This is a genomic window from Salmonella sp. A29-2, assembly GCF_020150755.1.
GTDB classification, from domain to species: domain Bacteria; phylum Pseudomonadota; class Gammaproteobacteria; order Enterobacterales; family Enterobacteriaceae; genus Salmonella; species Salmonella enterica.
In genome coordinates this window covers 520,429-545,190 of the sequence record NZ_CP083731.1, presented here as the reverse complement: position 1 = coordinate 545,190, position 24,762 = coordinate 520,429, and the positions used below count along the sequence as shown (strand labels likewise).

27 protein-coding genes are annotated in these 24,762 nt (G+C 53.6%); 5 read left to right on the top strand and 22 right to left on the bottom strand.

Translation table 11 applies throughout. From position 1 onward, the window contains the following. Positions 1–49: 49 nt before the first annotated feature. The 12 genes from nanQ to zapE all read right to left on the bottom strand — a co-directional run bounded on the left by nanQ (position 50) and on the right by zapE (position 10,278). The gene (gene nanQ, locus K8W53_RS02650) at positions 50–517 is read right to left on the bottom strand and encodes an N-acetylneuraminate anomerase (RefSeq protein WP_023195700.1); all 468 of its coding nucleotides are present in this window, start codon (positions 515–517) and stop codon (positions 50–52) included. Then, positions 514–1,389: an N-acetylmannosamine kinase gene (gene nanK, locus K8W53_RS02645; RefSeq protein WP_000208981.1), complete on the bottom strand. Its 876-nt coding sequence runs from the start codon at positions 1,387–1,389 to the stop codon at positions 514–516. Before nanK ends, nanQ begins: the two co-directional genes overlap by 4 nt. Next, on the bottom strand, positions 1,386–2,075 hold the full coding sequence (locus K8W53_RS02640; protein ID WP_000054444.1) for an N-acetylmannosamine-6-phosphate 2-epimerase: 690 nt from the start codon (positions 2,073–2,075) through the stop codon (positions 1,386–1,388). The genes nanK and K8W53_RS02640 overlap by 4 nt, the downstream gene beginning before the upstream one ends. A 46-nt stretch (positions 2,076–2,121) precedes the next feature. Next, complete coding sequence (nanT, locus tag K8W53_RS02635) at positions 2,122–3,612, bottom strand: sialic acid transporter NanT (RefSeq protein WP_000108071.1); 1,491 nt, start codon at positions 3,610–3,612, stop codon at positions 2,122–2,124. A 115-nt stretch (positions 3,613–3,727) separates the two neighbouring features. Further along, complete coding sequence (gene nanA, locus K8W53_RS02630; protein ID WP_001029666.1) at positions 3,728–4,621, bottom strand: N-acetylneuraminate lyase; 894 nt, start codon at positions 4,619–4,621, stop codon at positions 3,728–3,730. A gap of 134 nt (positions 4,622–4,755) precedes the next feature. After that, positions 4,756–5,547, bottom strand: a complete 792-nt coding sequence (gene nanR, locus K8W53_RS02625; protein WP_000382926.1) for a transcriptional regulator NanR — start codon at positions 5,545–5,547, stop codon at positions 4,756–4,758. Between the two features lie 108 nt (positions 5,548–5,655). Beyond that, the gene (sspB, locus tag K8W53_RS02620; RefSeq protein WP_000366112.1) at positions 5,656–6,156 is read right to left on the bottom strand and encodes a ClpXP protease specificity-enhancing factor; all 501 of its coding nucleotides are present in this window, start codon (positions 6,154–6,156) and stop codon (positions 5,656–5,658) included. Positions 6,157–6,161: 5 nt separating this feature from the next. Next, positions 6,162–6,800 (bottom strand): stringent starvation protein SspA, encoded by a 639-nt coding sequence (gene sspA / locus K8W53_RS02615; RefSeq protein ID WP_000257298.1) that lies wholly within the window; start codon positions 6,798–6,800, stop codon positions 6,162–6,164. Positions 6,801–7,062: 262 nt separating this feature from the next. Further along, on the bottom strand, positions 7,063–7,815 hold the full coding sequence (locus tag K8W53_RS02610) for a DUF695 domain-containing protein (RefSeq protein WP_069142180.1): 753 nt from the start codon (positions 7,813–7,815) through the stop codon (positions 7,063–7,065). A gap of 199 nt (positions 7,816–8,014) precedes the next feature. Next, complete coding sequence (gene rpsI / locus K8W53_RS02605) at positions 8,015–8,407, bottom strand: 30S ribosomal protein S9 (protein WP_000829815.1); 393 nt, start codon at positions 8,405–8,407, stop codon at positions 8,015–8,017. Between the two features lie 15 nt (positions 8,408–8,422). Then, entirely contained in the window at positions 8,423–8,851 is a 429-nt protein-coding gene (gene rplM, locus K8W53_RS02600; RefSeq protein WP_000847559.1) for a 50S ribosomal protein L13, read from the bottom strand. Positions 8,852–9,153: 302 nt separating this feature from the next. Then, positions 9,154–10,278, bottom strand: coding sequence for a cell division protein ZapE (zapE, locus tag K8W53_RS02595; RefSeq protein WP_001191220.1), 1,125 nt, complete (start codon positions 10,276–10,278; stop codon positions 9,154–9,156). 192 nt (positions 10,279–10,470) lie between these two features. On the opposite strand from zapE, the gene zapG reads away from it, so the two are divergent. From zapG to degS, 3 genes are all read left to right on the top strand, one after another. Beyond that, positions 10,471–10,869: a Z-ring associated protein ZapG gene (gene zapG / locus K8W53_RS02590; protein WP_001519074.1), complete on the top strand. Its 399-nt coding sequence runs from the start codon at positions 10,471–10,473 to the stop codon at positions 10,867–10,869. A gap of 156 nt (positions 10,870–11,025) precedes the next feature. After that, a complete protein-coding gene (gene degQ, locus K8W53_RS02585) occupies positions 11,026–12,393 on the top strand; it encodes a serine endoprotease DegQ (protein WP_000716690.1) in 1,368 nt (455 codons plus the stop codon). Between the two features lie 92 nt (positions 12,394–12,485). Then, entirely contained in the window at positions 12,486–13,556 is a 1,071-nt protein-coding gene (gene degS / locus K8W53_RS02580; RefSeq protein WP_000497705.1) for an outer membrane-stress sensor serine endopeptidase DegS, read from the top strand. 33 nt (positions 13,557–13,589) lie between these two features. Here the strand turns inward: degS and K8W53_RS02575 are convergent, their stop codons facing one another. The 10 genes from K8W53_RS02575 to mdh form a co-directional block, all read right to left on the bottom strand. Next, positions 13,590–14,321, bottom strand: coding sequence for a triphosphoribosyl-dephospho-CoA synthase (locus K8W53_RS02575; RefSeq protein WP_000602022.1), 732 nt, complete (start codon positions 14,319–14,321; stop codon positions 13,590–13,592). Between the two features lie 19 nt (positions 14,322–14,340). Then, positions 14,341–15,642 carry an oxalacetate decarboxylase subunit beta gene (locus tag K8W53_RS02570; RefSeq protein ID WP_023165788.1) on the bottom strand — a complete coding sequence of 434 codons (1,302 nt, stop codon included), beginning with the start codon at positions 15,640–15,642 and terminating at the stop codon, positions 14,341–14,343. A gap of 12 nt (positions 15,643–15,654) precedes the next feature. Continuing rightward, positions 15,655–17,433 carry a sodium-extruding oxaloacetate decarboxylase subunit alpha gene (gene oadA / locus K8W53_RS02565; RefSeq protein ID WP_058657839.1) on the bottom strand — a complete coding sequence of 593 codons (1,779 nt, stop codon included), beginning with the start codon at positions 17,431–17,433 and terminating at the stop codon, positions 15,655–15,657. A 16-nt stretch (positions 17,434–17,449) separates the two neighbouring features. Next, on the bottom strand, positions 17,450–17,692 hold the full coding sequence (locus tag K8W53_RS02560) for an oxaloacetate decarboxylase subunit gamma (RefSeq protein WP_000180119.1): 243 nt from the start codon (positions 17,690–17,692) through the stop codon (positions 17,450–17,452). 155 nt (positions 17,693–17,847) lie between these two features. Continuing rightward, entirely contained in the window at positions 17,848–18,465 is a 618-nt protein-coding gene (ttdB, locus tag K8W53_RS02555; protein WP_000162405.1) for a L(+)-tartrate dehydratase subunit beta, read from the bottom strand. Continuing rightward, entirely contained in the window at positions 18,465–19,364 is a 900-nt protein-coding gene (gene ttdA, locus K8W53_RS02550) for a L(+)-tartrate dehydratase subunit alpha (RefSeq protein WP_000045349.1), read from the bottom strand. The genes ttdB and ttdA overlap by 1 nt, the downstream gene beginning before the upstream one ends. Before the next feature lie 32 nt (positions 19,365–19,396). Beyond that, positions 19,397–20,665, bottom strand: a complete 1,269-nt coding sequence (locus K8W53_RS02545) for an SLC13 family permease (protein WP_000433390.1) — start codon at positions 20,663–20,665, stop codon at positions 19,397–19,399. Positions 20,666–20,875: 210 nt separating this feature from the next. Next, complete coding sequence (locus tag K8W53_RS02540) at positions 20,876–21,541, bottom strand: GntR family transcriptional regulator (RefSeq protein ID WP_001171581.1); 666 nt, start codon at positions 21,539–21,541, stop codon at positions 20,876–20,878. After that, positions 21,528–22,157 (bottom strand): GntR family transcriptional regulator, encoded by a 630-nt coding sequence (locus tag K8W53_RS02535; RefSeq protein ID WP_000723776.1) that lies wholly within the window; start codon positions 22,155–22,157, stop codon positions 21,528–21,530. Before K8W53_RS02535 ends, K8W53_RS02540 begins: the two co-directional genes overlap by 14 nt. Before the next feature lie 119 nt (positions 22,158–22,276). Next, positions 22,277–23,215: a malate dehydrogenase gene (gene mdh, locus K8W53_RS02530; RefSeq protein WP_000861586.1), complete on the bottom strand. Its 939-nt coding sequence runs from the start codon at positions 23,213–23,215 to the stop codon at positions 22,277–22,279. Positions 23,216–23,629: 414 nt separating this feature from the next. Here mdh and argR point away from each other — a divergent pair, with 414 nt between their 5' ends. Together argR and yhcN are read left to right on the top strand one after the other, a co-directional pair. Further along, complete coding sequence (gene argR, locus K8W53_RS02525; protein ID WP_001257852.1) at positions 23,630–24,100, top strand: transcriptional regulator ArgR; 471 nt, start codon at positions 23,630–23,632, stop codon at positions 24,098–24,100. Between the two features lie 364 nt (positions 24,101–24,464). Beyond that, positions 24,465–24,728, top strand: coding sequence for a peroxide/acid stress response protein YhcN (yhcN, locus tag K8W53_RS02520; RefSeq protein WP_000695695.1), 264 nt, complete (start codon positions 24,465–24,467; stop codon positions 24,726–24,728). Positions 24,729–24,762 lie beyond the last annotated feature (34 nt).

The window sequence follows — 24,762 nt, the reverse complement described above, 5'->3', positions numbered from 1 at the left end:
CACGCAGCCCGTAAGGGGCTGCGTTCGGAAGACTGCTCCGGCAAGAGATTCAGGCCGCCAGCAGACTGGCGCGTACTTTCACTACCACTTTCTTGATGTCATCCGGCTCACCCACTGCACATCCCGGTTTATGCGGTTCTCCCGGCATAAACACAGCAAACATCCCCGCTTGCAGCGTAATAGTCTGCTCGTCGGCAATTTGGCTACAAAGCTGGTAATCCTCTTCAACGTGCATCTCCTCGCACTGGCGAGCGGCACCGGACATCCCAAACGCAATACGCTCGACGCCGGTTAGTAGTAGCTGAATATCAATGTATTGTTCATGCAATTCCGCTTTCTTCTCGGTCGGCATTTGCGTCGTTAACTGCATTACATTCATAAAGATATTGTCGCCCTGCAATTCATAGCGCCCCGGCGCTTTCTCCTGCGGCCTTGCCGCCAGCGCGAGAGTCAAGGCATCCAGCAGTCGCGGATGCAACCCGCAAGAAGGCAACGACTGTACTTCCCCCATCATCATAATGTGTCTCCTTGAGCTAACAACGCAGCGCCTAATAATCCTGCGTCATGCCGATAGCGAGCGGCGCTCAGCGCCACGTGATAAGGCGCAGGCTCTTGCATCAAAAACGCGCGAACCTGCTCCAGGTATCCCTCAGCTAACCCTACGCTGCCGCCAATGACCACACACTGGCAGTCGGTAATCGCTTTCACATCGGCGATCATTCGCGCTATTACCTGCGCGGATTGGCTTACCAGATGTCGCGCCTGCTGATGACCTTCGCCAGCGCGAATAAATAGGGTTTTGGCGTCGCATCCCGCCAGATCGTCCCGCGCCGCCGCGGCCATCCCTCGCCCGGAGGCGATGGCCTCTACGCAGCCAACGCGTCCACAGCCGCATACGGGCCCGTGTGGGTCCGCCAGGGTGTGTCCCAGGTGCCCGGCCAGACCGCCTTTTCCGGTAAGGAGCTTGCCGTCACAGACAACGCCGCCGCCAACGCCGGTTGAAACGGTGATAAATACCATATCGCGGATATCATCAGGGAGCGCGTGATACTCCGCCCAGGCCGCCGCCTGCGCGTCGTTCACCGCCAGCGTCGGCAGGCCAGCGATCGTTTCCAGTGTTTGCACTAACGGAAAGTGTAGCAAGCCGCCCAGATTATGGGGGTTTAGCGCCAACAGCATCCCTTCCTGAATGATCCCGGTAGAAGCTATCGCTACCTGACGCGCCTCTGCCCGTAGCGGTTCAACCAGCGCCTTTAATGCTTCACGTAACGCATCCGGCGTTTTGCTCGCGGGGGTCGGCAGCTCGCGACGCTGGCTAATGCGCAAGTTGTTGTCGATGAGCGCGGCGGCAAGTTTAGTCCCGCCAATATCAATTGCTAACGTAGTCATGACGCCGCCTTTTTTAATGCGTCGTTATACCATCCACAGATATGTTCCAGACGGGTAATGGCGGACCCCACCGTCACCGCCCATGCGCCATAGCGGATCGCCTCCGCCGCCAGTGCTGGCGAGTTATAGCGCCCTTCGGCTATTACCCGGCATCCGGCGTCATGCAACGCTTTGACTAAGGGCAGATCGGGTTCCTCCGGCGTATCGGGGGTGGTGTAGCCGGACATTGTCGTGCCGATAATGTCCGCGCCCAACCGTTGGCAGGCGAGACCATCGTCCACGGATGAGCAGTCGGCCATCGCCAGTAGATGGTGGTGATGAATGCGCGCCAACAACGCCTCAACGGCTACCGGCCGTTGCCGAGCGGTTCCATCAACGGCGATAATAGCTGCGCCGGCCTGCGCCAGCGCATCTACATCGTCGAGAAAAGGGGTAATGCGCACTGGAGAGTCGTCCAGATCGCGTTTGATAATGCCGATAATGGGTACCGAAACGAGCGAGCGGGCCACGCGCAGGTTGTCTATGCCTTCAATACGCACCGCAACCGCGCCCGCCTGTTCCGCTGCCAACGCCATTGCCGCTACAATCTCCGGCTTATCCAGCGGACTGCCCGGAACGGGCTGGCAGGAGACAATCAGGCCGCCAGAAGCGGCAATATTTTTATCCAGTTGTTCAAGTAACGACATACTACTCCCTTACAAATATTGCCCGGTTTAAAACCGGGCAAGCGGATTAACTTTTCGTTTTTACAAAGGCACCTTTACCACTGCCAAGCGGTACGGCTCCGCTGAACGGTTTGTCGTCGATAGCATCGTGGGTACGTAACGCTTCCGGACGTAGCCAACGCTGTACGCGAGACGGCATATCAAGCCCAATAAGCAGGATCACGACAAACGTCAGGCTGAAAGAGAGCGATGCCAGCGCAGTGCCCAGATCCAGACGTTGAGCGATCAGCGCTCCCAGGATCGGCGCCAGCGCGCCGCCGAGCGCGCCGACGTTATAAGTAAAGCCCAGCCCCGCCGCGCGCTGATCGGTATCGAAGTAACCGCCAATCAGTTTCGGTAGAATCCCGGCAATCCCCTGCCCCAACATCTGTTGGAAAAACAGTAGCAGACCCAGAACCCAGACGTTTGTGCCGCCAATCGCAAAGACCGGAATAATGAGGATTTGCGAGGCCAGCAGGCTACAGACATATGCTTTACGCGTTCCCAGCCAGTCGCCAAGAAAACCGCCTACGCAGCAACCAACCGCCGCGCCAAATCCGCTAAAGAACAGGACATTCGCCACCGTATGCGGATCGTAGGCCAGCTCGGTTTTCAGATAAGTGGGTAATAGCGCCTGAATCGGCCAGGAATAGAGGAAAGCAAACAGTACCACCAGCATCAGCATGACGCCAGTGGGCCAGCGTTTACCGCTGCTCTGCACCATAAAGCTGATAAAGATAACCGCGCACAGTAGTCCCAGCCCCGCCACAATCGCAGCATTTTGTAGGTTACCGGCAAAACAGAACCACAGCGCAGCGGCGGCGGCGAAAGTCATTAAAATGTTGATGATGCGATGCTCGCCCCGATAAAGAATGTCGACCATCGTGCGTACCGGCGCTTTACCCGCGTGTTTTTCTTTCCAGTCTTCCGCTTCCGGAATGTTTTTCCGCAGCCAGAGAGCGAAGATAATTGGCAAAATGCCAATGAAAAACAGCGCGCGCCAGCCCCAGACAGGCACCACCAGGCTGTACACCTGCGCGGCAACGACCGCGCCGACGGAGAAGCCGGAAATCAGAAAACCGCTGGCTTTATTGCGTAAATGTTTTGGCCAGCTTTCAATCACATAGGTCGCGCTGGAACCATATTCGCCCGCCATGCCCATACCAATCACCAGTCGGGCGATGAACATGGTGGTGTAACCGGGCGCAAACCCGCAGGCCAGGGTTCCCACCGAAAACAGAATGATGCTGCTGACCATCGCCAGACGACGCCCATAGCGATCGCCCATCGCGCCCAGTAATAACCCGCCGAACCAGCGAGAGATAAAAGCCGCAGAAATCAGGCTTGCCGCCTGTACCGTCGTCAGCCCAAATTCGCTTTGTACCTCAGTCAGTACAAGAGCAATCAACACAAAATCAAAACCATCAAGCAGATATCCCAGCCAGGCAGCGGAAAATGCCCGCCACTGCGCCCGGTTGAGATGGCGATACCACGGGATGTTCTGGGTAGAAGTACTCATTTTACTCTCCCGACGATTTTTGTTGTCGTTATGCCGAATGGCGGCTCCGCCTTATCCGGCCTACCGCTCACACTGTTGTAGGCCGGGCAAGCGTAGCGCCCCCGGCATTATGCTGTTACGCCTTTTCTTCTATCAGTTGTTGCGCCAGCGCCTTGAGCGCCGGCAGATATTTTTCATCAACAGGCGCGAACGGTTTACGACACAGCGGCACCGATACCACGTCCATATAATGCAGGACCGTTTTCAGGCCGCGGAATACGCCGGTTTTAATCAGTAAATCAATAACCTTATTGCACTCGGTTTGCAGACGCTGCGCTTTCGCCACATCGCCCTCACGTAATGCCTGAACAATCCCCTGATAACGCCAGCCCATAATGTTGTATGTGCTGCCGATACCGCCGTCCGCGCCCGCCAGCAGGCCGGAAGCGAAGATTTCGTCATAACCGTTGTACAGCACCAGATCCGGATGCGCGCGGCGGATCTGCTCCATCTGGAAGAGATCGCCGGAGGTTTGCTTCAGCGCGCTCACGCCCGGTAATGTCACCAGCGTATTGATCTGATCGAGGGTAAGTTTTACACCGCTTAACGCCGGAATGTTGTATACCACCATCGGCAATCCATCTGCGGAATCAATGATTGCCCGATAATGGTCACAGTGCTCTTCAAAACTGAAAGGGTAATAAAAAGGCGTCACCGCAGAGACCGCATCAAAACCGTAACGCTTTGCGGCGCTGGCAAGCTGCTGGCTTTCTGCGGTGCTTACCGTCCCGACATGGGCGATCAGCGTGATTTTTCCCTTCGCCTCTTCGGCGACAATCTCCAGTACCTGCTCTCTTTCAGCAAGGCTCTGTACGAATGCTTCCCCGGTGGAACCGCCAACGTACAGCCCGTCGATACCCTGGCCGATGTTAAAACGCACCAGACGGCGCAGGCTTTCGCTATCCAGTTGCTGCTGATGATCAAATGGGGTCAACAACGCCGCCATTACGCCTTGCAATGCTTTTGCCATACCTACCTCTACGGATGATGAATATATTAACTACCTACCTTTATACCTGTTATACCAGATCAAATAAGCAGCAAATAATACAGAACGCTTATAGTGCGATCTGCTTCACTAAACTGGGATCGGAGGCGCGATCGCTACCGCATTTTTTGACTTTTTTTACCGAGCGCGTGCCAGGTAGCGGAAACGCTATTGAGGTGGGTTTGCAGAGCGCGATCCGCTTTATCGGGATCTCGCTGGCGAATGGCATCAACAATCACAATATGCTGTTGATAACTCACGTTATTATGTTCATGCAGCTCACGATCGGGAACGCTTGGGCGGGCGGCGATTAGCCAGTCCAGCAGAGCAACATGAATAGCCATAAAGATCGGATTGCCGGGAATTTCAGCCAGCACCCGGTGAAACTCGACATCCGAACGAATAAACAGCGCGTTGTCATCCAGCGACTGGCTATTAATTTCCAGCGCTTTCGTTAACAACGCGATCTGCTCGTCGGTGGCATGTTCCGCCGCATAGCGTACCAGGCTGGATTCAAAGAAAAGCCGTAGCTGTTCAAAGTGAGCGATGCCGCCAGGATGAGTAAGAAAATCTTTCGCCATACCCGACAGTTCGCTGATGATGGTATCAGCAGAGGGGCGCGAGACGCGGGCGCGTTCGCCGTTATTGATTTGCACCAGGCCTTTACGCTTCAGCGCAGCTAACGCTTCACGCACAGAGGGACGTCCTACATTGAAGAAGGCCATTAATTCACGTTCAGACGGTAGCTGTTCTCCCTCGCCAAACTCATGACGGCGGATCATCTGCTCCAGCTCTTCCTCAACCATTTCAGACAGTTTTTTACGCGCCAGCGGGCGGCGGCGCAAACTACGCCCGAGGGATGTCGGTGAATCTTCTGCTTGCGAATCAAATGCGTTCATAACGTCCATTCATGAGTGGTCGGTGGCAAATAATAGCAAGCTTATCGTAACACAGCTTCAAAAGCAGGGTGAACCCGCGAGGAGACCAAACAAAACAGGCCCTTCAGGGCCTGTTGATTATTTTACTACGCGTAGCGCCGGACGTCCGCCACGCGGCGGAGGCGGCTCGTCATCAGGACTACTGTCGTCATCGTGGTCGGGCTTATCGCCATCAATGACGGACATCACGGTCTCGCTTTCCGCGCCTGCGGTATTGTCATCATCATTTAAGCTGACAACGTCTTCATCATAGGCGGCTTCAGGCTCAAACATGGTGCCTGCGCCGTTTTCACGGGCGTAAATCGCCAGCACCGCAGCCAAAGGCACAGAAACCTGACGGGGAACGCCGCCGAAGCGCGCATTAAAACGCACTTCATCATTAGACAGCTCCAGATTACCTACCGCTCGCGGCGCAATATTGAGGACGATTTGCCCATCGCGCGCATATTCCATAGGGACATGCACGCCAGGCAGCATCACATCCACCACCAGATGCGGGGTCAACTGGTTATCCAGCAACCACTCGTAGAAAGCACGCAACAGATAGGGACGACGCGGCGTCAACTGTGACAAATCCATACAGGTTAACCCCGACCGAGGCGCATTTCACGTTCAGCTTCGGTTAAAGAAGCCAGGAAAGAATCACGTTCAAAGACGCGGGTCATATAGCCTTTCAGCTCTTTCGCCCCTGCACCGCTGAATTCAATACCCAACTGCGGTAAACGCCACAGGAGAGGCGCCAGGTAGCAATCAACCAGGCTGAATTCGTCGCTCAGGAAATACGGTTTCTGACCAAATACCGGCGCAATCGCCAGCAGCTCTTCACGCAGTTGTTTACGCGCAGAGTCGGCCTCGGAAGCAGACCCGTTTACGATGACGTTCATCAGCGTATACCAGTCTTTTTCAATACGGTGCATGTACAGACGGCTTTCACCGCGCGCGACCGGATAAACCGGCATCAGCGGCGGATGAGGGAAACGCTCATCCAGATATTCCATAATGATGCGAGATTCCCACAGGGTCAGCTCACGATCCACCAGTGTCGGAACGCTTTGATTCGGGTTGAGGTCAATCAGATCCTGAGGTGGATTGTCCTTTTCCACATGTTCGATCTCAAAACTAACACCCTTTTCAGCCAACACAATGCGGACCTGATGGCTATAGATGTCAGTAGGACCAGAAAACAGCGTCATTACCGAACGTTTGTTGGCAGCGACAGCCATGAAAACCTCCAGGTATATTCAGAATTTTTACTGCTACCAGCCACAATGTGACCAGCCAGATGTTATGTCACCCAGGGCGAAAAAAGCCATCATTGCTCAGAAACGAGACAAAAAATGAACATTCCCCGCTATTTGGGCAGAAAATTGGATGATAGTTTACCAGATTTTGTGACCTTTGTGGTGAGTCGATTCTGGAAATGAGGAAAAAGAGATATTCCTGGTCTGAAATGCTCGCCCCACCTGAGATATTGTCTTTCGCCTGTTATGCCTGTACTACCGGTGCGCCCCAGCCATCAAAACTGCCGCCATGTTTTTCAGCCAGATCGGTAAGCTGGCAAGTGATTTCTGTCATATGCCATTGTTGCGGAGCATCGGTGCTGATAAAAGACGCCATAAACCCCTGTTGCGGGTCATTCATTCGAATACTGACCAGCGTTATGCCATACGGTAATGCAGCAATATCTTGCGCCAGGTCGCGCGCTGCGACTTCTGTAGGCAATGTCGCATAATAATCAATAGCGCGCGGAAGCGTCAGATCATCACCTTGTTCCTGTAATCCCCGGCACACACGGGAATCGTGTATCCAGTTCCAGTCGTATCGGGTTGGATACAAGAACTGGCGGTAAAAGTTTCCTTTATCATTGTGACTCTCTCTATAACTAAAAGAGATTTCCGGGCCACCAGCGAGCAATTTATCCAGCGTCTTTTCCCAGTTAAGATCCTCTTCCGACATGAACACAAAATCGCGCCAGCCTTGTTGGGTAACCACACCCACCAGCCAGATCGGAAACGTCTTCCCCTTTTCATCAAGCCAGTCCTCTATACGATTTAAACGCTGTGTTTCATCGGGCTGCGGTAAACCATTTTCATAACAGTTTGTGTAATGAACACGTAAGAACCAGGTATGGATAAGGCGATCAAATTTTTCATCCTGAATGGCGCCGATATCCACACGTATACCCGTAACATGGTCATCCACCGTTGTTATAAAGAATTCCCATTTATTCGACAGCATTAACGACTCTTTCTTAGTAAACAATGCGTTAAAAAATCCCACTGCGACTTCCTTTTCTCTGAGCGTGCATGAAAGATGAATAAGATGAGAATAATGCTAAAGATAGGGAGGAAAAGAGACTGGATTCGGACTTTAGCCATAAAAAAACCCGCCGAAGCGGGTTTTTTCGCTAACAGTTGTCTGCCGAAGCAGAAACCCATTAACGTTTGGAGAACTGCGGACGACGACGTGCTTTACGCAGGCCGACTTTCTTACGTTCAACCTGACGAGCGTCACGAGTAACGAAGCCAGCTTTACGCAGTTCGCCACGCAGGGACTCGTCGTACTCCATCAGAGCGCGGGTGATACCGTGACGGATCGCACCAGCCTGACCAGAGATACCACCACCTTTAACAGTGATGTACAGATCCAGTTTCTCAACCATGTCGACCAGTTCCAGCGGCTGACGAACTACCATGCGGGCAGTTTCACGACCGAAGTACTGTTCCAGAGAACGTTGGTTGATAACGATTTTACCGTTGCCCGGTTTGATGAAAACGCGAGCTGCGGAACTTTTGCGGCGACCAGTGCCGTAGTATTGATTTTCAGCCATTGCCTATAATCCCGATTAGATGTCAAGAACTTGCGGTTGCTGTGCCGCGTGGTTGTGCTCGTTGCCCGCGTAAACTTTCAGTTTACGGAACATAGCACGACCCAGCGGGCCTTTTGGCAGCATGCCTTTAACCGCGATTTCAATCACACGCTCAGGACGGCGGGCAATCATCTCTTCAAAGGTCGCTTGTTTGATACCACCGATGTGGCCGGTGTGGTGATAGTACACTTTGTCAGTACGCTTGTTGCCGGTTACAGCAACTTTGTCAGCGTTCAGAACAATGATGTAATCACCGGTATCTACGTGCGGAGTGTATTCCGCTTTGTGCTTACCGCGCAGGCGACGAGCCAGTTCAGTAGCCAGACGGCCCAGAGTTTTACCGGTCGCGTCAACAACATACCAGTCGCGTTTTACGGTTTCTGGTTTAGCTGTAAAAGTTTTCATTAAAAGCTTACCCAAATAAATAAGTTACACGTTGGTGAACACCCAAACGTTTTAAATAGTTGAGGTTCACACGACAAAGTCCGGTAAACCTACCCCCTCGGATATGTTTGGCCGGCACAGAGAAAGTTTGGGAAAAAACTCTCTTGTAACGTGGGGTCGCAGGATTATAGAGAAGTCCAGGTCAAAGATCGACCCCTTTTTGCGATTTGCCGCGGGTTTTGTTCAGGCCTGGTTCACCCTCCGGTAGGGGAGGTTGCACAGATATGATACCGCACAATGCCGGGGCGCTGCGCTTGTCCGGCTTACGGCATATGCTCCCGCTTGAGGTACTCCGCACTCTGCATCTCTTGCAGGCGCGACAGACAGCGCTGAAATTCAAACTTGAGGCGCTCCCCCTGATAAATCTCATATAACGGCGCGGCGGCGCTGACCACCAGCTTAACGTGGCGCTCGTAAAACTCATCCACCAGCGCAATAAATCGGCGCGCTTCGTTCTCCATCAGCGGCGTCATGACCGGCACGTCAAACAGCAGAACCGTGTGAAATAACCTTGAGAGCGCAATGTAATCATGCTGGCTGCGGGCCTCGACGCACAGCGTAGCGAAAGAGACCGCTAACGTTTGGTTTTCAACGCCCAGGGTGGATAAAGGGCGATGATTGATTTCCAGCGTCGGAGCGTGTTCTCGTGCGGCCCCCGCTAACGCCAGCCACAGTTTATCCATTTGCCGCCGGGTTTCATCATTAAGCGGCGTTAGCCATAAATGGGCCTGCGTCAGCGTCCGCAGCCGGTAATCGACGCCGGCGTCCACATTCATAATGTCGCAGTGCTGTTTAATGGCATCGATAGCCGGCAGGAAGCGGGCGCGTTGCAAACCGTTGCGGTAGAGTTCATCCGGCGGAATATTGGAGGTCGCGACCAGCGTAATGCCGCGTGCAAACAGCGCTTTCATTAAACCGCCCAGCAGCATGGCGTCGGTAATATCGGTGACGAAAAACTCATCGAAACACAGTACGTCCGTCTCGGTTTTAAACCGATCGGCAATAATGTCTAACGGATCGATCTGTCCCTGTAACGCGGTAAGCTCTTCATGCACGCGCAGCATAAACCGATGAAAATGCAGGCGTAGTTTTCGCTCGCCCGGCAGGCTGTGGTAGAAGAGATCCATGAGCCATGTTTTGCCGCGCCCCACGCCCCCCCACATATACAGCCCGCGAACCGGTATTTGCGCGTCCGGTTCGTTTTTGCCTAATAATTTCCCCAGTCGCGCTATCAGTCCGCCGGGTGGCGTAGCCGACGATTTTTTCGCGGTGAGCGCTTGATAAAGGGTTTCCAGACGGTCGACCGCCTCTTTCTGTACGTCGTCAGGCTGATGGGTGCCTTCGTTGAGTGCCTGGAGATAACGCGATGTAGGGGAAAGGCTTTGCATAATGTTATTGTTATTCCTTGAAAATCGATGTGCCGTCGTTCACGGCTGACGAAAAAAAGGCCGTTCTACACTACGCGATATGCTGCCGGGATTCCACTTCTACGGAATTAGCGGTTATAGTGGCATAATCAGGCGCGGGCATGGAGCCTGGAGCCAACACCCTACGGAAACATAAGACAACGGGAGATGTTCATGACCTGGGAATATGCGCTAATTGGATTAGTCGTCGGTATCATCATTGGTGCCGTGGCCATGCGTTTTGGTAATCGTAAGTTACGTCAACAGCAGGCATTGCAGTACGAACTGGAAAAAAACAAAGCTGAGCTGGAAGAGTACCGTGAAGAGCTGGTTAGCCACTTTGCTCGCAGCGCGGAACTGCTGGATACCATGGCGCATGATTACCGCCAGCTGTATCAGCATATGGCGAAAAGCTCCAGCAGCCTGCTGCCGGAAATGTCTGCGGAGTCGAATCCGTTCCGTAACCGTCTGGCGGAGTCTGAGGCGAGCAACGATCAGGCGCCAGTACAAATGCCACGTGATTATTCTGAAGGCGCGTCTGGCCTGTTACGTAGCGGCGCGAAACGCGATTAATCGCACGCCGTTAAGAAATTTATCGGGCGCATCGCTTGCGCCCTCTCTCTATCTTTCCTGTCCCAGCTATTATCATTGTTACCAGGCTGAAAATTCAATAACATCAATCTGTTTTGAATTGTCTATCCGTTCATTCAAGGTACGAGAGCAGCATCCATGAAAAAACACACCCAGCTGTTAAGTGCATTAGCGTTAAGTGTCGGGTTAACTCTTTCGGCGCCGTTTCCAGCCCTTGCATCGATACCAGGCCAGGTGCCAGGCCAGGCGACGCTGCCAAGCCTTGCCCCTATGCTGGAGAAAGTGCTGCCTGCTGTCGTCAGCGTAAAAGTCGAGGGAACCGCCGCCCAGAGCCAAAAAGTGCCGGAGGAGTTTAAAAAATTCTTTGGCGAGGATCTGCCAGACCAGCCGTCCCAGCCGTTTGAAGGACTCGGTTCGGGGGTGATTATCGATGCCGCGAAAGGCTATGTATTAACCAATAATCATGTGATTAATCAGGCACAGAAGATCAGTATTCAACTGAATGACGGACGCGAATTCGACGCGAAGCTGATCGGCGGCGACGACCAGAGCGATATCGCTCTGTTACAAATTCAGAATCCCAGTAAGTTAACGCAAATTGCCATCGCCGATTCCGACAAACTCCGCGTCGGCGATTTCGCCGTGGCGGTCGGTAATCCGTTTGGCCTTGGGCAAACCGCCACCTCCGGGATTATTTCAGCGCTGGGACGCAGCGGGCTTAATCTGGAAGGGCTTGAGAACTTTATTCAAACCGATGCCTCTATTAACCGCGGCAACTCCGGCGGCGCGCTGCTTAACCTGAACGGCGAGCTAATCGGGATTAATACCGCGATCCTCGCGCCAGGGGGCGGGAGCATCGGCATTGGCTTTGCTATTCCTTCCAATATGGCGCAGACGCTGGCGCAGCAGTTGATTCAGTTCGGCGAAATCAAACGCGGATTGCTGGGAATTAAAGGCACTGAAATGACCGCTGATATCGCTAAGGCATTCAAACTGAACGTTCAGCGTGGCGCTTTTGTCAGCGAGGTTTTACCCAATTCAGGTTCGGCGAAGGCCGGGGTGAAATCCGGAGACGTGATTATCAGTCTTAACGGTAAGCCGCTGAATAGCTTTGCCGAACTGCGTTCACGTATCGCCACCACCGAACCGGGTACGAAAGTGAAGCTGGGCCTGCTGCGCGATGGTAAGCCGCTGGAGGTGGAAGTCACGCTGGATTCCAATACCTCTTCTTCCGCCAGCGCCGAAATGATCGCCCCGGCGTTGCAAGGCGCGACGTTGAGCGACGGCCAGCTGAAAGACGGGACGAAAGGCGTTAAGGTTGATAGCGTCGAAAAAAGCAGTCCTGCCGCGCAGGCCGGTTTGCAAAAAGATGATGTTATCATCGGCGTTAATCGCGATCGCATCAGTTCTATCGCTGAAATGCGCAAAGTGATGGCGGCAAAACCGTCCATCATTGCTCTTCAGGTAGTACGCGGCAACGAGAACATTTATCTATTGCTGCGCTAATCCTGTCTTAAACCGGGCATCAGCCTGCGATGTGATGTCCGGTTAACTCATGGTATGCTGCTGCCGTTCCCTTTTTTAACGACGCCTCCATCATGTTTGTGAAGCTCTTACGTTCGGTCGCAATAGGTTTAATTGTCGGCGCTATTCTGTTGGCCGTCATGCCTTCTTTGCGCAAAATTAATCCTATCGCCGTCCCGCAATTCGACAGTACCGATGAGACGCCAGCCAGTTATAATTTTGCGGTTCGCCGCGCCGCGCCTGCCGTCGTCAATGTCTATAACCGCAGTATGAACAGTACCGCGCATAATCAACTGGAGATCCGCACGCTGGGTTCCGGCGTGATCATGGATCAACGCGGTTATATTATTACCAACAAGCACGTGATTAACGATGCCGATCAGATTATCGTCGCGCTACAGGATGGCCGCGTCTTTGAAGCGCTACTGGTTGGCTCCGATTCGCTTACCGACCTGGCGGTGCTGAAGATCAACGCCACTGGCGGGCTGCCTACCATCCCGATTAATACAAAGCGTACACCGCATATTGGCGACGTCGTACTGGCTATCGGCAACCCATATAATCTGGGACAGACCATCACCCAGGGGATCATCAGCGCAACGGGTCGTATCGGCCTGAACCCGACGGGGCGACAGAATTTTCTCCAGACCGACGCCTCGATTAACCACGGTAATTCCGGCGGCGCTCTGGTCAACTCGTTAGGCGAACTGATGGGGATCAACACCCTCTCTTTTGATAAGAGTAACGATGGCGAAACGCCGGAAGGCCTTGGTTTTGCGATTCCCTTCCAGCTAGCCACGAAAATTATGGATAAGCTTATCCGCGACGGTCGCGTGATTCGCGGCTATATCGGTATTGGCGGACGAGAAATCGCGCCGCTGCACGCGCAGCAGGGTAGCGGCATGGACCCGATTCAGGGCATTGTCGTTAATGAAGTGACGCCAAACGGCCCCGCCGCGCTTGCCGGTATTCAGGTTAATGATTTGATTATTTCGGTCAATAATAAACCCGCTGTGTCCGCGCTGGAGACGATGGATCAGGTGGCGGAAATCCGCCCGGGCTCCGTCATTCCGGTCGTGGTAATGCGGGATGATAAGCAGCTCACGTTCCAGGTGACGGTGCAGGAATACCCGGCGTCGAACTAAAACGACGCGGCTTTTGCCCGCGTCGTTCGACGGCTAGTCAATAAAGACTGGCCCTGCCGGAAAATGCGCCAGGAAACTCGTGAAGATCAGCAGAGCGGGGAGACTTTTCTCCCCGACGGCCTCTTCACGCAGCGCCTTATCGAGTGCCAATAAGCCAGACTCGCCTCCTTCCCCCAGAATGCCGCCCATCCAGAGCAGTCGTTGCGCCTGTTGACGCGCATACTGCGATGCGCTTTTCCAGGCGATCAGATGCAGCAACGTTTGTAACAGCAGGATCCGAGATGCGTGACCATCGCGTTGTAATCGCCTGAATACGGGTAATGCAATACTACGTACCGTCGAGAAACCGCTCGCCGCTTCCTCCTCAATCGGCGATAAACCAACAGCCGCCTGTTTGACGAAATCGCATAACTGATTGTGTGTTAATGGCCGCTCGCCTGCGCTCATATACCCTGCGGCAAAACAGAGTAACCCGATACCCTGAGCCCAATCGGTCGATGGCAGAATCCCCTGCGGAACATTCGGTGCCGACGTCTGTGCGGCACAAAGCCCCTCGTCGTAACACTGTGCAAAACGTTGCTCATATATTGCTGAGTTGACGCCAGACCACGGCAGCAAATGCAGCGCTGGCTCAAGCTCAGTTATCTGATTCACCGTCTCAACAACATAATGCAAGATGGTTTCTCTGGATGGCATGGATGTACCTTGCCGAAACGCAACCATTTCACTCATTACTGTGTCCTCATTTTGCGGGAGCAGAATCACTGCTCCCGATTAGATTGGATTACATTGCCAGCACGTACTTGAGCATCACGCCCGCCGCAATGGCCGAACCGATAACCCCCGCCACGTTCGGGCCCATCGCGTGCATCAGCAGGAAGTTCTGCGGGTCCGACTCCAGCCCCACTTTGTTCGATACGCGGGCCGCCATCGGCACCGCCGACACCCCCGCCGAACCGATAAGCGGGTTGATTTTGTTCTTACTGCACAGGTTCATCAGCTTCGCCATCAGTACCCCGGCCGCCGTCCCAATCCCGAACGCAATCACACCCAGCAGCAGAATGCCCAGCGTCTGCGGCTGCAGGAACTTATCCGCCACCAGCTTTGCGCCCACCGACAGCCCGAGGAAAATGGTCACGATATTAATCAGCCCGTTCTGCACCGTGTCGCTCAGACGCTCCACCACGCCGCTTTCACGCATCAGGTTGCCAAAGCAGAACATCCCCAGCAGCGGCGCGGCGTCCGGCAGCAGCAGGGCCACCAGCAGTAACAGCACCACCGGAAAGAGGATTTTTTCCCGCTTACTCACCGTGCGCAGCTGCACCATGCGGATTTTGCGCTCTGTCTCCGTGGTCAGCGCCTTCATAATCGGCGGCTGGATTAGCGGCACCAGCGCCATATACGAGTACGCCGCCACCGCGATGGCCCCCAGCAGCTCCGGCGCCAGCTTGCCCGACAGATAAATCGCCGTCGGGCCGTCCGCGCCGCCGATAATGCCGATGGCCGCCGCCTGCGGCAGGGTGAAGCTGATAAGGCCGAAGTAGTTCAGCGTCAGCGCCCCCAGCACCGTGGCGAAGATACCGAACTGCGCCGCCGCGCCGAGCAGCAGGGTGCGCGGGTTGGCCAGCAGCGGGCCGAAGTCGGTCATCGCGCCGACGCCCATGAAGATGACCAGCGGCGCGACACCGGAGCCAATCGCCACTTTATAGAACAGCGCCAGCACCCCCGGCGTGTAGCCCATGTCCACCGCCAGGTTCTCCATCTGGCTCTGCACCGACGGCAGCGCCAGCGCTAATGCCTCTTTAATGGCGTGCACGTCCGGCGCGCAGTTAAGCTTCGCGGCAATCACCGCCAGCTGCCCGGCGTCGTGATGCGCCAGCAGGCTCTCCAGCGCGGTCAGCGCCATACCCGCTTCCGGGATATTGGAGAGCAGGCCGCCGAAGCCAATCGGCAGCAGCAGTAACGGTTCAAACTTTTTCGCAATCGCCAGCCACAGCAGCAGCAGGCTCACCAGCAGCATGATGGCCTGGCCTGCGCCAAGGTGCATCAGCCCCATGCCCTGAAGCAGGGCGTTCAGACTTTCCATTCGTCCTCTCCGTTACGCCAGCGTCATCAGGGTGTCGCCCACGGAAACCGCGTCCCCGGACTTCACCGCGATACCGCGTACCGTACCGGCCTGTGCGGCGCGGATTTCGGTTTCCATCTTCATGGCTTCCAGAATCAGCAGCACATCGCCTTCGGCCACGCTCTGGCCCTCGGTGGCAATCACCTTCCAGATGTTGCCCGCCAGCGGCGCGGTGACCGGGGTGCCGGCGCCTGCCGGAGCAACCGGGGATGCCGCCTGAACCGGTGCGGAAGACGGGGTGGCAGCAGTGAGCTGGCTGATATCGCCGCCGTCGCTGACCTTCACCACAAAGGCTTTGCCTTCCACTTCCACGGTGTAGATACCGGAGGCGGCAGGCTTCTCTGCTTTTGCCACCGGCTGCGCGGCTTCCGCCTGCGGCAGTGGCTCAAACGCCGCCGGGTTGTGGCGGTTCTCAAGGAATTTGAGACCAATCTGCGGGAACAGCGCCACGGTGAGGACGTCGTCAATGGCGTTTCCCGCAAGCTGGATGCCCTTCTCCTGCGCCTGGCGCCTGACGTCCGCTTCCAGTTCAGCCAGTTCCGGTTTGAGTAAATCCGCCGGACGGCAGGTCACCGGGGCTGCCCCTTCCAGCACGCGGGCCTGCAGTGCCGCGTTCACCGGCACCGGGGTGTGGCCGTATTCGCCTTTCAGAATGCCGGCCGTTTCTTTGGCGATGGTTTTGTAGCGCTCGCCGGTCAGGACGTTGAGCACCGCCTGGGTGCCGACAATCTGTGAGGTCGGGGTGACCAGCGGGATAAAGCCGAGGTCCTCGCGCACGCGGGGGATTTCCGCCAGCACCTGGTCCAGTTTGTCCGCCGCGTTCTGCTGCTTCAGCTGGCCTTCCAGGTTAGTGAGCATTCCGCCCGGCACCTGCGCCACCAGAATGCGGCTGTCGTAGCCCTTCAGCTGGCCTTCAAAGGCGTGGTACTTTTTGCGCACCTCGCGGAAATACGCGGCGATATTTTCCAGCTTCAGGATATCCAGCCCGGTGTCGTGCTCAGTACCTGCCAACGTCGCCACCAGCGCCTCGGTGGCCGGGTGGCCGTAGGTGGCGCTCATGGAGGAAATTGCCGTGTCCACGCCGTCAACGCCCGCCTCGATAGCCTTCAGCAGGGCCATCTCCGCCATCCCGGTGGTGGCATGACAGTGCAGGTGCAGGCGCACGTCATAGCGTTTTTTGATTTCGCTCACCAGCTCAAAAGCGGCCATCGGGGTGAGAATGCCGGACATGTCCTTGATGGCAATCGAGTCAACGCCGGTTTCCAGCAGTTGCTCTGTTAAATCCAGCCAGGTCTGCAGGGTGTGGGCCGGGCTGGTGGTGTACGAGAGTGTGCCCTGGGCGTGGGCGCCATGGCTGCGCACCGCCTGCAGTGCGGCTTTCATATTGCGCGGGTCGTTCATGGCGTCGAAGACGCGGAACACGTCCATACCGTTTTTCACCGCGCGTTCGACGAAGCGCTCCACCACGTCGTCGGCGTAGTGGCGGTAGCCGAGCAGGTTCTGGCCGCGCAGCAGCATCTGCAGCGGGGTTTTGGGCATGGCTTTTTTGAGTTCACGCAGGCGAACCCACGGGTCTTCGCCGAGGAAACGGATGCAGGCGTCAAAGGTCGCACCGCCCCAGCACTCCAGCGAGCCGTAGCCGACATCGTCAAGCTGAGCGGCAATCGGCAGCATATCGTCAAGGCGCAGGCGGGTGGCGAACAGAGACTGGTGGGCGTCACGCAGGACGACGTCGGTAATGGCAATGGTCATGGATCCCTCCGGGAAATTAAACGTGGTGGCGGTGATGGTGAATGGCGGCGGCAATCACCGGCTTTAAGCGGGTGAAGTCGTCCACGGCGGGAACGGCGCGCGGTGCGGGCGCGGCGACGGGTTCCGGGAAGAAGCGAGTAATCACGGCAGACATGCCGCGAATGGCGAAAATCAGCAGGAACAGAAACGCCAGCACGAACCCCATGCCGAGGAACATCAGGGTGAAGCCTTCACCTAATAGCAGAGCTGCATTAGTCATAAAATAGCCTTCAGGCAGGAGGCACGATAATGGGGCTATTTATGACGATGAAATAATAAGGGTGGATTTCCCTGAGCCGCCCCGGCCAGAGCCCTTGGTTATTATTATCGTCATAACGTATTACCACCATTATCGTGCAATTTACGTAATCAGGTTTATTTGATGAAACTTACGTTCTGGCATATTTCATCAGCGACGATCTCTTTACGCTGATTAAAAATAATTTTGTTCTGTTCAAACAGATTATTCCCATGGGTATCAATAGAAACAATCAGCGGGCCAAACTCTTTAACCCGACAGACCCACAGCGTTTCCGGCATCCCCAGATCGCGCCATTGGGCATCTTCAATTTCTTCCACGCACACGGCGGCTACAACCGCACAACCGGCAGGGAATACGCAGTGCAGCGCTTTGTGTTCAGCACAGCCCTCTTCCGTGCCTTTGCCCATTCCGCCTTTACCCACAATTAATTTCACGCCAGTCTGCGCAATAAATTCTTTTTCGAATTTCTCCATACGCATGCTGGTGGTTGGTCCAACGGAGACCATTTCAAACTTATCGTCTTCGCCTTTAATTGGGCGGACAATGGGGCCAGCGTGTAAAATAGCGCCGCCGCGAACATCTACCGGAAGCTCGCGACCACCTTCAATTAAACGGCGATGGGCTACGTCACGGCAGGTAACAATATGACCGTTGAGATAAATAATATCGCCAGCCTTAATATCTGCTAAATCTTCATCTTTAATTGGCGTAGTCAGGATTTTTTTAGTCATCAGAAATTCACTCCGCTGTGAGACGTAATGGTGTAATTCAAATCTTTATCGAAAACGATGTGCCCTTTACGGTGCGACCAGCAGCCGACGTTTACCGCCACGCCGATGGTAGAAGGATGACGCGCGGTGTTTTCAATGTTCACGCCCATAACGGAGGTATTACCGGACATCCCCTGCGGCCCCAGGCCAATTTTGTTAATGCCGTCTTCCAGCATTTTTTCCAGCGAGGCTGCACGCTCATTCTCGTTATGCGAACCGATCGGACGCATCAGCGCTTTTTTCGATAGCAGTGCCGCCGTTTCAACAGAGGTCGCTACGCCCACGCCAACCAGCAGCGGCGGACACGCGTTGAGGCCGTAGCTGGTCATCACATCCAGTACAAAGCGGGTCACACCTTCATAGCCTGCACCCGGCATCAGCACCATCGCTTTCCCCGGCAGAGAACAACCACCGCCCGCCATATAGGTATAAATGCTGCACTGATCGGAATTGGGAACGATTTCCCAGAAGACCGTCGGCGTACCTTTACCCACGTTTTTACCGGTGTTGTATTCATCAAAAGTTTCTACGCTGTTGTGGCGCAGCGGAGAATCTACAGTTGCTTTGATCACCGCCTCACGCAACAACGCTTCCAGCTCGCCAATCAGCGGAAAGTTCGTCCCGCACTCCACCAGAAACTGAATGACACCGGTGTCCTGGCAGGAAGGTCGATCCAGCTCTTTCGCCAGACGCTGGTTCTCAATCATGGTAGTAAAGATGACGTCGGCCAGTTTACTGGTCTCTTTCTTATGCAAATCTTCCAGTTTTGCAGTGACATCATCAGGCAAAACTTTGCCGGTATATCCCACAAACTTGGCCATAACGTCGGTCATATGGGATATCTGTTCACTTTTGCTCATAAATGCTCCTTAGTCAGAACAGCTTCCGTTAATTACGGATGAAAAGGGAAAAGGATTGGCAGCAGGATCAAGCTGACAATGGTTGAAACGATAATCAGGGGGATACCGGCCTTAGCGTAGTCGACAAATTTATAGCCACCCGCGGAGAGCACCATCATGTTGGCAGGCATACCGATAGGGGTTGCGTAGGCGCAGGAACCGCCAATGACCGTCGCCATCAGAACCGCACGCGGGTCGGCCCCCATGCCTGCGGCAATGGACAAACTCACCGGCACCAATAGCGCTGTCGTTGCGGTATTGGACATAAAGTTGGTCATCACAACGGATAAGGCGAAAACGGCGATCAGCAACATGAACGGTGAGGAGTTTTGCCCCAGCATGCCGATTACATAGTCCGCAACCAGCTTGCCTGCCCCGGTCATTTCCAGCGCTTTTGCCAGCGCCAGTGTGCCGCCAAAGATAAAAATAGTCTGTGAATCAATGGCTTTATAGGCCTGTTTTTCCGTGAGTACGCCGCTTACTACCAGCACAAGAGCGCCAATACAACCGGTCACGGCCAGGCTGACACCGATCTTTTTCTCAAAGATCATGCCGAGGATCGTTGCGATCAACACCACGAGTGAGAGCCGTTGTTTCCACTGTGGAACATGGCTGTAGTCACGTTGCTCCCCGACGCTCCCCACCTCACCGCCGGTCGCATTATTCGGCAGAAAGCGATAGCCAATAGTCAGGAAGTAGAGAATGCCGCAGATGAGCATCGGGAGACCGATTTTTGCGTATTCAAAAAAGCCAAAGCCGCCGCCAATATTCTGTAGCGCAGACTGCGCGATAAGATTTCCCGGCGCGCCAATTAACGACAGGTTACCGCCCAACGCAGCGGCGAAAACCAGCGGCATCAGTAGACGAGAACGCGAGAAGCCCGATTTTGCCGCCACGCCGATCACCACCGGAATCAAAACCGCAGCGGTACCGGTGTTAGAGAGGACGCCAGACATCAAACCCACCACCACCATAATGGTGAAGATCAGCTGTTTTTCTGTTTTCGCGAAGCGCGTGATGACGCCGCCCACTTTGTTTGCCATACCGGTCTCGAACAACGCGCCGCCCACGATAAACATCGCGACAAAGAGGATGACGTTAGTGTCGATAAAGCCAGCAAAGGCCTGTTTGATATTCAGAACTCCGGTGATCACTAAGGCCACGCAGACAATCATGGAAGTGACGGCCAGCGGCACTTTTTCCCATACAAACATGACGATAGCGAACACCAATAAACATAAGGTAAGGGTAATGGGTTCCATATTTATAATTATCCAATCAATGATATATGATATTGTATCCAATGTTGACAGGGAGAAATTATTCCCATACAAAAACTAAGTCAAATCGTTTCTCAGGAAAGATGCAGGAGTGAGATCTACATCAAGATCGTGGTTAGATCGTTACTGGACGTGATTAATAGAATTGAAGAATTGGTTGAAGCGCCTGCGATGCTCACGCAGGCGAAAAGATCAGGCAGAAGGGTCACCAACATAGCGGGTCAGCATATTCTCCATCGAGCGAATAATGTGTTCGCGCATGCGCTGGCGTGCCAATGTTTCATCATGAAGTTCAAGAGCTTGCAGAATACTTTTATGTTCCTGAATGGAAATCACGGCATACTCTTCTTCGGTGACCTTATGGCCCATCGACAAGCCGTTCCACATATTACAGAGCAACATTTTCATTTTTTCGTTGCCAGCAACATTCCATATTTCCATATGAAATGCCTGATTCAGGTCGGAGTATTCCGCCGAGTTATTTTCCGCGAGAGCCTTTTCAGCGGCATAATGCACCTGGGCTATCCGCGAGATATCGGTGCCAGGACGAGAAGCTTTAGCCACCGCCTCACTTTCTAACAGCGCGCGAATTTCATAGTGTTCACGGATCGTTTGTTCATTGATGCCCAACACCACCGCCCCTTTATTAGGGCGCACTTTTATCAGCCCATCCGCCGCCAGAATCTGAAACGCCTCGCGCACTGGCATACTGGACACGCCGACCATTCCGGCAATGCCTTCTAACGTAATCTCCTGCCCTTCCACTAACTCCCTCGAAAGAATCGCTTTACGCAGCACCGCCGCGACCTGTTCTTTCGCTGAAAGAAGCTTAATCTTCCCTAACTTAGGCTTCTGCACTTTCCCAATCCTTCATATGTTGACGCATTATTTCTGCTAAAGAGAGGAAATAACGCTGCATAACTTGCCCAATCTCATCACGCCGCCCCTGGCGTATGACGTCAGCCAGTTCAGCGAAAAGCTGCGCCGACTCCTGATTATCTTTTTTCAGATGCAAAATAACATAAGAGACATAACCGTCCAGGAACTGCTGATACACCTTTTCCAGATAGCGGTTATTCACATAAGAAATCAGCATCGCATGACACTCCAGTTCGCAGGATTTGTCTTCTGCGACAGCCAGCGCTTGCGCACGTATCAGGAGGGCATCGCCTACTTCGCTGGGTATCAGCGAAAACATTTCGGCGGCCATCGCGGCAATCACGCGAAAAATATGACTCACGCGATCGGCCTCAAGATGCGCGACCTGCATGTGCCTGTTGGGCAGTCGGATTAAAAAACCTTCCTGTTCGAGTGACTGTAGCGCTTCTCGAACCGGCATTCGTGAAAGACCAAGCTGCTCCGCAATACTTTCCTGCGCGAGTTCTTCTCCCGCTTTTATATTGCCGGAAAGAATTTCATAGCGAAGCATTTGCGTAATGTGATCGCGGGTTTGCGTTCTTTGGATCTTTTTCACGACGTTCTCGTTAATAACCGATAAGACGTGAGGAGTTTAGCAGATTTAGTACTTGATTTCGTGGCTTGTTTACAGTCAAAGAAGCCGGAGCAAAAGCCCCGGCATCGGGCAGGAACAGCTTATTTATTAATAAAATCTTCACCCAACTGAATATCTTTTTTCAGCGTATCCAGCATAGCGTCCAGCGAATGTTGCTCGAAAGCGCTCAGTGTGCCGATGGATTTACGCTCTTCTACACCGTTTTTACCCAGCAGCAGCGGCTGAGAGAAGAAACGGGCATACTGACCGTCGCCTTCCACATAGGCGCATTCCACCACGCCTTTTTCGCCCTGCAGAGCGCGAACCAGAGAAAGTCCGAAACGCGCGGCAGCCTGACCCATAGAGAGGGTTGCCGATCCGCCGCCGGCTTTCGCCTCGACGACTTCAGTACCGGCGTTCTGAATACGTTTAGTCAGCTCGGCCGCTTCTTGTTCGGTAAAACTTACGCCTGGAATCTGCGACAGCAGCGGCAGAATCGTCACGCCGGAGTGCCCGCCAATCACCGGGACTTCAACTTCCGTTGGCAGCTTACCTTTCAGCTCTGCGACAAAGGTATTAGAGCGGATGATATCCAGCGTGGTGACGCCAAACAGTTTGTTTTTGTCGTATACGCCTGCTTTTTTCAGCACTTCCGCCGCAATCGCAACGGTGGTGTTCACCGGGTTGGTGATAATGCCCACGCACGCTTTCGGGCAGGTTTTAGCGATCTGCTGCACCAGGTTTTTCACGATGCCAGCGTTAACGTTAAACAGGTCGGAACGGTCCATACCCGGCTTACGCGCCACACCCGCAGAAATCAGTACTACGTCAGCGCCTTCAAGCGCCGGGGTTGCGTCTTCACCGGAGAAACCTTTGATTTTTACAGCGGTGGGGATGTGGCTCAAATCAACGGCCACACCGGGAGTCACTGGAGCGATGTCGTACAGGGAGAGTTCTGAACCTGAAGGCAGTTGGTTTTTTAAAAGTAATGCCAGCGCCTGACCGATACCACCAGCAGCGCCGAGGACTGCGACTTTCATCCTAAACTCCTTATTATATGATTAGCTAAGTGTCTATTGCTCCGCGGCGGCGACCTTAATTCACAAATTCAATGATTACAATCCTCACTCATCAAGAATGCGGAGTCGCGCAATTTTGGCTTTTATGCATTTAATTTGCGTAATCCGGATCGACTGCAACCAGAGAGCAACGTTCCTACAGGTGGTGACAATATACCCTACTATCCTCTCAAAACAACATCATTTTGATAACAATTAATTTACTTTTAATCTTATTTGCGAGGCGTGACACAGGCATGTTTCTTGATAACGAAATTTGATAAAATTCCGCTCTTTCATAACATTATTTCAGCCTTAAACAAGGCAGACTGTTTGCATAAAAATTCATCTGTATGCACAATAATGTTGTTTCTACTGCCATATTACGGGTGACTTATGCGAAGCTCGGCTAAACAAGAAGAACTAGTAAGAGCGTTTAAAGCGCTCCTCAAAGAAGAAAAATTCAGCTCACAGGGCGAAATCGTCCTCGCGTTGCAGGATCAGGGCTTTGAAAATATCAATCAGTCCAAGGTCTCGCGCATGTTGACTAAGTTCGGCGCAGTGCGTACACGTAACGCAAAAATGGAAATGGTGTACTGTCTTCCGGCTGAACTGGGCGTCCCAACAACATCCAGTCCGTTGAAAAATCTGGTGCTGGATATCGACTATAACGACGCTGTCGTGGTGATTCATACCAGCCCCGGCGCGGCACAACTCATCGCGCGCCTGCTGGATTCACTGGGGAAAGCAGAAGGTATTCTCGGCACGATTGCCGGCGACGATACTATCTTCACTACGCCTGCCAGCGGCTTTTCCGTAAGAGATCTGTACGAAGCCATTCTGGAACTTTTTGAACAAGAGCTTTAGTCCCACTTCCTCCGTCGTCGTACGGCGGAGGCACCTTTTTGTCCTCTCCCCTCGCCGCTTTCCTGTACAGCTATCATTTGGCAAATCATGCCCTTAAACATTCACCACATGAATGACAAATCAAAAAAACGCACAAAATGTCAAATTTTTTAACCTATTGATTTTATTTTATTTTTCAAACAACAGCGGCGAAAAACAGCAATTTTAATTCCATAACGTTATAAAAAATAAAATTTTTAATATCTTTAAAAAACAGAAACAATTAGCGTGGTATTAATTAATCGCGTGATTAGTGTATACTTAATTTTGTGATGAGGGTCACGAAACAAAGACCCCAGTAAAGGAATTCGACGAGGTAAAAATCATGAAAATCAAAACCACTGTTGCAACATTAAGTGTTCTGTCCGTTCTCTCTTTTGGCGCTTTCGCCGCAGAACCTATCAGCGCAGAGCAAGCGCAAAATCGTGAAGCAATCGGATCGGTTTCAGTCAGCGCTATCGGCTCATCGCCTATGGATATGAATGCCATGCTGAGCAAAAAAGCGGATGAACAAGGCGCTACGGCCTACCACATTACCGAAGCGCGTAGCGGCAGCAACTGGCATGCCACTGCCGAACTGTACAAATAAAATTCACCTGCCATCGCATATAACGTGTCATTAC